The 10,457-nt window shown below is 67.3% G+C and carries 10 protein-coding genes; 3 read left to right on the forward strand and 7 right to left on the reverse strand.

Features of this window, described 5'->3' with window-relative positions; genetic code table 11:
- The 3 genes from FFS27_RS21140 to FFS27_RS21150 all read right to left on the reverse strand — a co-directional run.
- Positions 1 to 677 (reverse strand): ABC transporter permease (locus tag FFS27_RS21140; protein ID WP_137952189.1); only part of this gene is annotated, 677 nt, incomplete at its 3' end.
- Positions 678 to 680: 3 nt separating this feature from the next.
- Positions 681 to 1,685, reverse strand: coding sequence for an aliphatic sulfonate ABC transporter substrate-binding protein (locus FFS27_RS21145; RefSeq protein WP_023100885.1), 1,005 nt, complete (start codon positions 1,683 to 1,685; stop codon positions 681 to 683).
- 250 nt (positions 1,686 to 1,935) lie between these two features.
- Positions 1,936 to 2,574 carry a peroxiredoxin gene (locus FFS27_RS21150; RefSeq protein ID WP_003091927.1) on the reverse strand — a complete coding sequence of 213 codons (639 nt, stop codon included), beginning with the start codon at positions 2,572 to 2,574 and terminating at the stop codon, positions 1,936 to 1,938.
- Positions 2,575 to 2,779: 205 nt separating this feature from the next.
- Here FFS27_RS21150 and FFS27_RS21155 point away from each other — a divergent pair, with 205 nt between their 5' ends.
- On the forward strand, positions 2,780 to 2,989 hold the full coding sequence (locus FFS27_RS21155) for a DUF6316 family protein (RefSeq protein WP_003091929.1): 210 nt from the start codon (positions 2,780 to 2,782) through the stop codon (positions 2,987 to 2,989).
- A gap of 202 nt (positions 2,990 to 3,191) precedes the next feature.
- Complete coding sequence (locus FFS27_RS21160; RefSeq protein WP_023100884.1) at positions 3,192 to 4,763, forward strand: malate:quinone oxidoreductase; 1,572 nt, start codon at positions 3,192 to 3,194, stop codon at positions 4,761 to 4,763.
- Positions 4,764 to 4,987: 224 nt separating this feature from the next.
- Here FFS27_RS21160 and FFS27_RS21165 read toward each other — a convergent pair whose 3' ends face one another.
- The 4 genes from FFS27_RS21165 to FFS27_RS21180 all read right to left on the reverse strand — a co-directional run bounded on the left by FFS27_RS21165 (position 4,988) and on the right by FFS27_RS21180 (position 8,754).
- Positions 4,988 to 5,653: a YceH family protein gene (locus FFS27_RS21165; RefSeq protein ID WP_003091932.1), complete on the reverse strand. Its 666-nt coding sequence runs from the start codon at positions 5,651 to 5,653 to the stop codon at positions 4,988 to 4,990.
- Positions 5,654 to 5,781: 128 nt separating this feature from the next.
- Complete coding sequence (locus FFS27_RS21170) at positions 5,782 to 6,966, reverse strand: thiolase family protein (RefSeq protein ID WP_003102299.1); 1,185 nt, start codon at positions 6,964 to 6,966, stop codon at positions 5,782 to 5,784.
- A 152-nt stretch (positions 6,967 to 7,118) separates the two neighbouring features.
- Positions 7,119 to 8,609, reverse strand: coding sequence for a polyphosphate:AMP phosphotransferase (gene pap / locus FFS27_RS21175; protein ID WP_003091935.1), 1,491 nt, complete (start codon positions 8,607 to 8,609; stop codon positions 7,119 to 7,121).
- Positions 8,610 to 8,634: 25 nt separating this feature from the next.
- On the reverse strand, positions 8,635 to 8,754 hold the full coding sequence (locus FFS27_RS21180; protein WP_003091936.1) for a hypothetical protein: 120 nt from the start codon (positions 8,752 to 8,754) through the stop codon (positions 8,635 to 8,637).
- Between FFS27_RS21180 and mnmC the strand changes: the two genes are divergently transcribed.
- The coding region (gene mnmC / locus FFS27_RS21185) for a bifunctional tRNA (5-methylaminomethyl-2-thiouridine)(34)-methyltransferase MnmD/FAD-dependent 5-carboxymethylaminomethyl-2-thiouridine(34) oxidoreductase MnmC (RefSeq protein WP_137952190.1) at positions 8,753 to 10,457 on the forward strand (1,705 nt) is incomplete at its 3' end. The genes FFS27_RS21180 and mnmC overlap by 2 nt on opposite strands.

Raw genomic sequence — 10,457 nt, forward strand, 5'->3', positions numbered from 1 at the left:
TCGCTGAGCAGGTAGCCGAGGCCCTGGGTGGCGGCGATCAGCTCCGCCGCGACGAGGAACATCCAGCTCAGGCTGAGCGCCCCGCGCAGGCCGGTGAACAGATTCGGCAGCGCCGCCGGAAGGAGGATGCGGCGGACCAGGGCGAAGCGCGACAAACGGTAGAGCCGCCCCAGTTCCACCCACTTGCGATCAACCCCGCGTACCCCGGCGACCAGCGCGAGGTAGACCGGGAAGAAGGCGCCGAGGGCGATGAGGACGATCTTCGGCGTCTCGTCGATGCCGAACCAGAGCAGCAGCAAGGGCACCCAGGCCAGGCTGGGGATCGCCCGCAGGGCCTGGAAGCTCGGCTCGAGGTAGGCTTCGGCGCGACGACTGAGGCCGACCCAGGTTCCGACCGCCAGGGCCAGGCCGCTGCCGATCGCGAAGCCGGCGGCGACCCGCGCCAGGCTCGCGCCGACATGCCCCCACAGCTCGCCGCGAGCCAGTTCCACCAGGGTCAGCAGGATGCCGCTCGGCGCCGGCATCTGGTAGGCCGGCAGCCAGCCCAGGCGCACCAGCGCCTCCCACGACGATAGTGCCAGCAGCGGCAAGGCCCAGGCCCGCCAGGCGCCCGGCACGCGCAGTCGCCACGCCCGGCGCGAGACTCGCCGGGCCAGTCGCAGGCTCTGGCTGACCATGGCTCAGGGCTCCGTGCGCGCCAACGGGGCACCGCCGATGACCTCGGCAGCCCACTGCGGCGCGATCAGTTCGTCGACCACCTTCTGCACGTCCACGCCCGGCCGCACCAGGCGCTCGTCCGCCAGGATCGGCGCCGCGGCCTTGAGCGCGGCGACCTGTTCGGCGCCCGGCAGCGGCTGGCTGAAATCGGTGCGCGACAGTTGCAGGCGAGCCACTTCCAGCGGCAGGCCGGCTTCCTCGGCAAGCAGTTGCGCGGCCTCGTCGGGGTGCCCGATCACCCAGTGGCGCGCCTGCTCGTAGGCCGCCAGCACCTGGCGGATCAGTTGCGGATGGCGTTCCGCGAAATCCTCGCGGACGTTGAGCACGCCGTAGCTGTTGAAGCCGAGGTTGCGGTAGAGCAGCCGCGAGCCGGCCTGCAACTCGCTGGCCGCCATGTGCGGATCGAGCCCGGCCCAGGCGTCGACCTGGCCCTTCTCCAGGGCTACCCGGCCGTCGGGATGCTGCAGGTGGACGATACGCAGGTCGTTCTTGTCCAGGCCCACGCTGTGCAGGCTGCGGAGCAGGAACAGGTAGGGATCGGTGCCCTTGGTGGCAGCCACCTTGCGCCCCTTGAGCTCGGCGAGGCTGCGGATCGGCGAATCCTTGCGCACCAGCAGCGCGGTCCACTCCGGGCGGCTGGCGACGTATACGGTACGTACCGGGCTGCCGTTGGCCCGCGCGAGTACCGCGGCGAGGCCGGCGGTCGAGGCGAAATCGACGCTGCCGGCGTTGAGGTACTCCAGGGAACGGTTGCTGCCCTGGCTGAACACCCAGCGCACCCGGGTTCCGCTGCCGTCCAGGCTTTTCTCCAGCCAGCCGAACTTCCTGAGCGCCAGGCTGGTGGGGGCGTAGTAGGCATAGTCGAGACGGATTTCAGCGGGGGCGTCGGCGGCTTCGGCCGCGGGAAACACGGCAAGAACGGCGAGCAGGGCCAGCCAGGCCCGGCAGCGACGGAGAGCGGCGATCATGCGTCTGCTCCTGGAAGGAGGTGGATGAGCGAGCCTTCTCCCCGTCTGGCGGGCAAGTCAGAGCCGGTTTCGGAAACGGATGGCGGATAGAAAGCGTCGCGGCGACGCGCTGGCGCACATAAAAAAGAGGGCCGGTCGAAACCGGCCAAAAACCCTGCTCGTGGCTAAACAGCGTTGCATGACGGCACGCACCGTCGAATAAAAAGTCCCGCCTGCCGTGCCTGCCCATGCAGGCGGGACGAATCCGGCCTCAGCGGTTGGGCTGGGGCGTCAGGCGCAGGTAGGGCTTCACCGCGCGGTAGCCTTTGGGGAAACGCCGCTTGATCTCTTCCTCGTCCTTCAGCGAAGGCACGATCACTACCTCGTCGCCGTCCTCCCAGTTGGCCGGCGTGGCGACCTTGTGCTCGTCGGTCAGTTGCAGCGAATCGATCACCCGGAGGATCTCGTTGAAGTTGCGCCCGGTGCTCGCCGGGTAGGTGATGATCAGGCGCACCTTCTTGTTCGGGTCGATGATGAACAGCGAACGCACGGTCAGCGTGTCGTTGGCGTTCGGGTGGATCAGGTCGTAGAGTTCGGAGACCTTGCGATCGGCGTCGGCGATGATCGGGAAGTTGACCCGGGTGTCCTGGGTCTCGTTGATATCGTCGATCCACTTCAGGTGCGAGTCCACCGGGTCCACCGACAGCGCCAGGACCTTGACCCCGCGCTGGGCGAACTGGTCCTTGAGCTTGGCGGTGAAGCCCAGCTCGGTGGTGCACACCGGGGTGAAGTCGGCCGGGTGGGAGAACAGCACGCCCCAGCTGTCGCCCAGCCATTCGTGGAGGCGGATGCGCCCTTCGCTGGAATCCTGTTCGAAATCGGGGGCGATGTCGCCGAGTCTGAGGCTCATGGGGTCACTCCTTGTTCGTGTTGGAACCCACTATGCCCAAGGCCGTTCGACGTTAAAAAGAATAAATTAAGATTTTCTTATAACCAAAAATAGAATACCCAACCCTTCGCCTGGAAATCCGTCTCCTTTCGTCCGCCGGCCTGCCGCCCGGCCAACCCCCGCCTACACTGAAATCACCTTGGCCCGCCATCCAGGAGTCGCCGCCATGTTGGGGAAACGTTCCACCGATCCCGTCCCGGCCACCCGCTTCCGCAGCGATCGCATAAGTTCGGTGAATGGCCAGTACTTCTTCTCCACCCGCGAAGGGACCCTGGAAGGTCCCTACTTCACCCGTTTCGACGCGGAGCGGGAAATCGACGCGTATATCCGCAGGATGCGCCAATCGGCGGAAATCCAGGCGCCGGGTTCCCACTGAAACGATACAGGCGCGGAATTTATTTCCCGGCGGCTGAAACGTTCAAGAAAGGGAAGGCAAGTATTCTCGGCGGAACGCCGAGGCAAATGTCACCGCATGTGAACGCACTCACATCGGGGGTGAGTTCCAGTATCATTCACCCGGTGAATACCTGCCACGTCGTGCGTATCCACGCTTCTCCACGTTTTCTAGCGGTAAATTCATGAAAAAAATCTTATTGATGCTTTTGTGCGTCAGCGTGCTGGGTTGCTCCAAAAACAGCGTCGAATCGGAAAAACCGGTCGACGTGCTCCTGATCGGTGGCGGCATCATGAGCGCCACCCTGGGTACCTATCTGAACGAACTGGAACCGGGCTGGACCATCGAGATGGTCGAGCGCCTGGACAAGGTCGCCGAGGAAAGCTCCAACGGCTGGAACAACGCGGGCACCGGTCACTCGGCGTTCTGCGAACTGAACTACACCAGCGAGGCCGCGGACGGCTCGATGGATATCAGCAAGGCGGTGGCGATCAACGAGAACTTCGAGATCTCCAAGCAGTTCTGGGCCTACCAGGTCGACCGCAAGGTGCTGAACGATCCGAAGTCGTTCATCAACAACGTCCCGCACATGAGCTTCGTCTGGGGCGACGACAACGTCGCCTTCCTCAAGAAGCGCCACGCCGCCCTGCAGCACAGCTCGCTGTTCCGCGGCATGGAGTACTCGGAAGACCCCGAGCAGATCAAGCAGTGGGTGCCGCTGGTGATGGAAGGCCGCGAGCCGGGGCAGAAGATCGCCGCCACGCGCATGTCGATCGGCACCGACGTCAACTTCGGCGAGATCACCCGCCAGCTGGTGGGCTCGCTGTCGGCCAAGGACACCTTCAAGCTGCGCCTGCAACATGAGGTCCGCGACCTCAAGCGCAACGACGACAACACCTGGACCGTGACCATGGCCGACCTGGCCAACGGCGACAAGGAAACCAGCGTCAAGGCCAGGTTCGTCTTCATCGGCGCCGGTGGCGGCGCGCTGAAGCTGCTGCAGATGTCCGGTATCCCCGAGGCCGAAGGCTATGCCGGCTTCCCGGTGGGCGGTTCGTTCCTCGCCACCACCAACCCGGACGTGGTCAAGCACCATCTGGCCAAGGTCTACGGCAAGGCTTCGGTGGGCTCGCCGCCGATGTCGGTGCCGCACCTCGACACCCGCATGATCGACGGCAAGCCGGTTCTGCTGTTCGGTCCGTTCGCCACCTTCTCCACCAAGTTCCTGAAGAACGGCTCGCTGTGGGACCTGCCGGGCTCGGTGACCAGCAGCAACATCGGCCCGATGTTCAACGCCGGCATCGACAACTTCGATCTCAGCCAGTACCTGATCGGCCAGCTGATGCTCAGCCAGGACGACCGCATGGCCTCGCTGCGCGAGTACTTCCCGGAAGCCCGCGACGAGGACTGGAAGCTGGTGCAGGCCGGCCAGCGCGTGCAGATCATCAAGAAGGACGCCGAGAAAGGCGGCGTACTGCAATTCGGCACCGAAGTGGTGACCGCCGCCGACGGCTCCGTCGCCGCCCTGCTCGGCGCCTCGCCGGGCGCCTCGACCGCCGCACCGATCATGCTGTCGGTGCTGGAGAAGGCCTTCAAGGACAAGGTCGCCACCCCCGAGTGGCAGGCACGCCTGAAGGAAATCGTGCCGTCTTACGGGCGCAAGCTGAACAACGACATCGAGCTGACCAACAGCACCCGTGCCTGGAGCAGCGAGCGCCTGCAACTGATCCACGTGCCGGTACAGCCGGAGGCCTGATCGGCCACCGACGCGCGCGCATGAAAAAAGCCCGGCAATAGCCGGGCTTTTTTGGGTTGGCGTTCGCCTTGCGGGGCGGCGCATCGGCGGATAACGCCGCTGGCGTTATTCGCCCTACCCGACAGGCAGCGCCGCCCACAAAGTCACTGCGGGCCGTAGGGCGAACAACCGCTCGCGGTTATCCGCCGGAACCTGCATGTCACCGATTGCGCCCACCCGCGATATCACGCCCCTCCTTCGAGCCTGGCCAGGCGCTCCTCCAGCGCCGCCAGGCGCGTCTCCAGCTCGGCGATCCGCGCTTCCGCATCGGCCGACAGAGCGGCCGGCGCGGCGCGTTCCGGGTCGCTGCCCATCGCCTCCACGGCGGCCTCGAGGTCGGCCTGGCTGCCGAGCAGGTGCATGTAGCGCTCCTCGCGCTGCCCGGCGCGACGCTCCAGGTGCACGGCCAGGCCACGGCCGGCGAGGCGTTCCAGGTGGTGGCGGATCTGCTCGACGTCGTCGAAATCGTGCAGGCGGTTGCTGCGGGTGAGCAGTTCGTTGAGGGTCTGCGGACCACGCAGGAACAGCAGGCCGAGCAGCGCCACCTGTGGCGCCACCAATTCCAGGCCCTTGCCCAGGGTGTGCTCCCAGCGGTCGGCGCGGCTGCCCATCACCAGCCTGACCAGGCCGCGCCCCTCGAGCTGGCGCAGGCTCTGGCCGACCTGGCCGGGCGTGAGGTTCATCACCGGATCGCGGCTGGTCTTCTGGTTGCAGGCCAGGACCAGGGCATTGAGGGTCAGCGGATAGGTTTCCGGAGTGGTCGCCTGCTTCTCGACGAGGCTGCCGAGAATCCGTGCATCGACGGCGCTCAGCGGGTCGTCGACGAACGGCGAGTTGGGCTCGGTGGACATCGCTACATCCCTATGCAAGGAAAAAGGCGCCTAGCCTAGCGCGAGTCGCCGGGGATGGCACGGAGCGTCATGTAAATAAAACCCATGAGGCGAACCCCGGCCTGCGGGGCCCGCCGTCGCGCACGGGCTCAGCGTACGGCTTCGAACAGCCCGCTGGCGCCCATGCCGCCGCCGACGCACATGGTCACCACGCCGTAGCGCAGGTTGCGCCGGCGCAGTTCGCGGACCAGATGACCGACCTGGCGCGAGCCGGTCATGCCGAACGGGTGGCCGATGGCGATGGAGCCGCCATTGACGTTGTACTTCTCGTTGTCGATCTCCAGCCGGTCGCGGCAGTACAGGCACTGCGAGGCGAAGGCTTCGTTGAGTTCCCAGAGATCGACGTCGGCGATCTTCAGCCCCTTCGCCTTGAGCAGCTTCGGCACCGAGAACACCGGACCGATGCCCATTTCGTCCGGCTCGCAGCCGGCCACGGTGAAGCCACGGAAGAAGGCCTTCGGCTCCAGGCCCAGCGCCAGCGCTTTCTCCAGGCTCATCAGCAGGGTCATCGAGGCGCCGTCGGAGAGTTGCGAGGCGTTGCCGGCGGTGACCGAACCGTCCTCGGCGAACGCCGGCTTCAGCGAGGCCAGGCCTTCGAGGGTGGTGTCCGGGCGGTTGCAGTCGTCGCGGTCGACCACTCCGTCGAGCACCTGCTTCTCGCCGCTGGCCTTGTCCTCCACCGCGTAGCGGGTGGTCATCGGCACGATCTCGTCGGCGAACAGCCCGTCCGCCTGGGCTCGCGCCATCCGCTGCTGGCTCTGCAGGGCGTAGGCATCCTGGGCCTCGCGGGTGATGCCGTAGCGACGGGCGACGATCTCGGCGGTCTGCCCCATGGGGTAGTAGATGCCCGGCACCTCCCTTTGCAGCAGCGGGTTCACCAGGTGGTCGGTGTTGACGCTCTTCAGGGTCAGGGTGATCGACTCGACGCCGCCGGCGACGATCACCTCGCTGCAACCGGAAGCGATCTGGTTGGCGGCGATGGCGATCGCCTGCAGGCCGGAGGAACAGTAGCGGTTGAGGGTCATCCCCGGCACCTGGATGCCGAGGCCGGAGAGCACCGCCACGTTGCGCCCGATGTTGTGGCCCTGGGCGCCTTCGTTGGAGCCGGCGCCGACGATGCAGTCATCCACCAGCAGCGGGTCGAGGTCGTTGCGCGCCAGCAGCGCGTCGACACAGTGGGCGGCCATGTCGTCCGGCCGGGTCAGGTTGAACTTGCCGCGGAAGGACTTGGCCAGGCCGGTCCGGACGCTGTCGACGATCACCACTTCACGCATGGGGGAACCCTCGCTGTTATTGTCGGGCGGCCGCCGGGGCAGCGGCCGGATCGAGCGAGGATAAGGCGAGGCAATCGCGCGAGGCACCGATCATTCATCCGGCGTATGCGTCGCCATCCCCTGGAGAGGACGGCGCCGCATTCCGGCAGGCCTCACTTGTCCTTCTTGTACGCCGCCTCGATGGCGTCGTTGATGGTGCGCAGCACCTTGACCCGGGCGAAGCGCTTGTCGTTGGCTTCGACCAGGGTCCAGGGCGCGATCTCGGTGCTGGTACGGTCGACCATGTCGCCCACCGCGTCCACGTACTGGTCCCACTTGTCGCGGTTGCGCCAGTCTTCCTCGGTGATCTTGTAGCGCTTGTAGGGGGTTTTCTCGCGCTCCTTGAAGCGCTCCATCTGGGTCTGCTTGTCGATCGCCAGCCAGAACTTCACCACGATGATCCCGTACTCGCTGAGCTGCTCCTCGAAGTCGTTGATCTCGCCATAGGCGCGCAGCCAGTCGGCCGGTGCGCAGAAGCCCTCGATGCGTTCCACCAGCACGCGGCCGTACCAGGAACGGTCGAAGATGGTGAACTGGCGGCGCGCCGGGATGTGCCGCCAGAAGCGCCAGAGATAGGGCTGCGCGCGCTCCTCTTCGGTCGGCGCGGCGATCGGCACGATATGGTACTGGCGCGGGTCCAGCGCGTCGGTGACACGGCGGATGGCGCCGCCCTTGCCGGCCGCGTCGTTGCCCTCGAACACCGCGACCAGCGAATGCTGGCGGAAGCGCTTGTCGCGGATCAGCCCGGCCAGGCGCGCCTGCTCGGCGGCGAGCTGCTCCTTGTAGGCGTCCTTGTCCAGGTACTGGCCCAGGTCCAGGGAGTCCAGCAGGCCACGGTTGTCCAGGCTCGACACCAGCGGTGCGGCGTGCGGCTGGCGCTTGGCGCGCTCCTTGGTGGCCAGCGCGGCCTGCAACCCTTCGAGAAGGATGCGGCCGACGGTCAAGGCGCGGTAGCGCTCGTCCGCGCCTTCCACCACGTACCAGGGCGCGTAGTCCCGGCTGGTACGGCGCAGCACGCGCTCGCCGTAATGCACGAAGCGGTCGTAGACCTCGCTCTGCTTCCAGTCCAGCGGACTGAGCTTCCAGCTGTGCTGCGGGTCCTTCTCCAGCGCCTTGAGACGCTCCTTCAACTGTTTCTTGGAGAGATGGAACCAGAACTTGAAGAGCAGCGCGCCTTCGTCGCAGAGCATGCGCTCGAAGCGTTCGGCGGCATCGATGGCCTGGTCCAGCTTGGCCTCCTTGATATGCCCCTCGACCCGCGCGTAGAGCATCTGGCTGTACCAGTTGCCGAAGAAGATACCGGTCCGCCCCTTGGGCGGCAGGCGCCGCCAGAAGCGCCACTGCGGCGGCCGCTCCAGCTCCTCGTCGGAGGGACGGAGGAAGCTCTGCACCTCGATCAGGCGCGGGTCCATCCACTCGTTGAGGAGCTTGACCGTCTCGCCCTTGCCGGCGCCCTCGATGCCGTTGATCAGGATGATCACCGGGAAGCGCGCCTGCTGCTTGAGCTCGAACTGCGCCTCGAGCAGCGCTTCGCGCAACTCGATGACGGCCTTCTCGTAGGTGTCCTTGTCGATGCTGTGGCCAACTTCCGCGGATTCGAACATGGAGGTCTCCCTTAACCTGAGTCCTTCAAGGTAGCGGATCGGCGTGCGGCTGTCTGCGCGGCGCCGCGGCATGTTCGCGCAGCGCCTCGCCGCTGGCCGGCAAAGCCCCGTAAAATGCGCCATCCGCTTTTTCAGGTTCTGCCATGTCCGACTTCCAGCATGCCCAGCTCGACTGGGACGAAAACGGCCAGCCGCTATCCCGCGCCTTCGGCGACGTATATTTTTCCCGGCATTCCGGGCTCAACGAGACGCGCCATGTGTTCCTCGCCACCAACCGCCTGGCCGAGCGCTTCGCCGCGCTGGGCGACGGCGAGGTGCTGTGCATCGGCGAGACCGGCTTCGGCACCGGACTGAACTTCCTCTGCGCCTGGCAATTGTTCGAACGGGTTGCGCCGGCCGGCGCGCGTCTGGAGTTCGTCAGCGTGGAGAAATTCCCCCTCGCCGCCGCCGACCTGCGCCGCGCCCTGGCGCTATGGCCGGAACTGGCGCCCTGGAGCGAAGCCCTGCTGGACCAGTACCTTGCCGTGCACCCGGGCTTCCAGCGCCTGGCGTTCGCGGGCGGAAGGGTCGGCCTGACCCTGCTGCTGGGCGATGCCCTGGAGTGCCTGCCGCAGCTCGACGCGCGGGTCGACGCCTGGTTCCTCGATGGCTTCGCCCCGGCGAAGAACCCGGACATGTGGTCGCCCGTACTGTTCGCCGAACTGGCGCGACTGTCGGCGCCGCAGGCGACCCTGGGCACTTTCACCAGCGCCGGTTTCGTTCGCCGAGGGCTGATCGAGGCCGGTTTCGCCATGCAACGGGTACCGGGCTACGGACAGAAGCGCGAGATGCTCGGCGGCACCTACCAGGGGCCGCCGGCGAACGCCGGCAAGCCCTGGTACGCACGCCCCGCGCCCCACGCCGGGCGCCGCGCGGCACTGGTGGTCGGCGGCGGCCTGGCCGGCTGCGCCAGCGCCGCCAGCCTCGCCGCGCGCGGCTGGCAGGTGACCCTGATCGAACGCCATCCCGGCCTCGCCCGGGAAGCCTCGGGCAACCCCCAGGGCGTGCTCTACCTGAAACTCTCGGCCCACGGCACGCCGCTGTCGCGCCTGGTGCTCAGCGGCTTCGGCCATACCCGCCGGCTGCTCGAACGCCTGCGGCGCGGCCACGACTGGGACGCCTGCGGCGTACTGCAACTGGCCTTCGACGCCAAGGAAGCGCAACGCCAGGCGCAACTGGCCGCAGCCTTCCCCGCCGACCTGCTGCACGGCCTGGACCGCGAGCAGGCCGAGCGCCTCGCCGGCGTCGCCCTGCCCGCCGGCGGCCTGTTCTATCCCGAAGCCGGCTGGGTCCATCCGCCCGCGCTGTGCCAGGCCCTGGCCGCCACCCCCGGGATCACCCTGCTGAGCGGCCGGGCTGTACGCTTGCGCCGCGAGGGCGACGACTGGTGCGCCTACGCCGGCGACGAATGCCTGGCCCGCGCGCCACTCGCGATCCTCGCCACCGCCGCCGACATCCGCGACTTCCCGCCCGCCGCCGAGCTGCCGCTGAAGCGCATTCGCGGGCAGGTCACCCGCCTGCCGGCCACCCCGCAAAGCCGGGCGCTGCGCACCGTGGTCTGCGCCGAGGGCTACGTCGCACCGCCGCGTGGCGACGAACACACCCTCGGCGCCAGCTTCGACTTCAAGAGCGAAGACCTGGCGCCGACCCTCGCCGAACACCAGGGCAACCTCGAACTGCTGCGGGAGATATCCCCCGACCTGTTGCAGCGCCTGGGCGCCGACGACCTGCCGCTGGAGCGCCTGGAAGGCCGCGCGGCGTTCCGCTGCACCAGCCCCGACTACCTGCCCCTGGTAGGCCCGCTGGCCG

This window comes from Pseudomonas sp. 2VD, from assembly GCF_005503585.1.
Classification (GTDB): Bacteria; Pseudomonadota; Gammaproteobacteria; order Pseudomonadales; family Pseudomonadaceae; genus Pseudomonas; species Pseudomonas aeruginosa.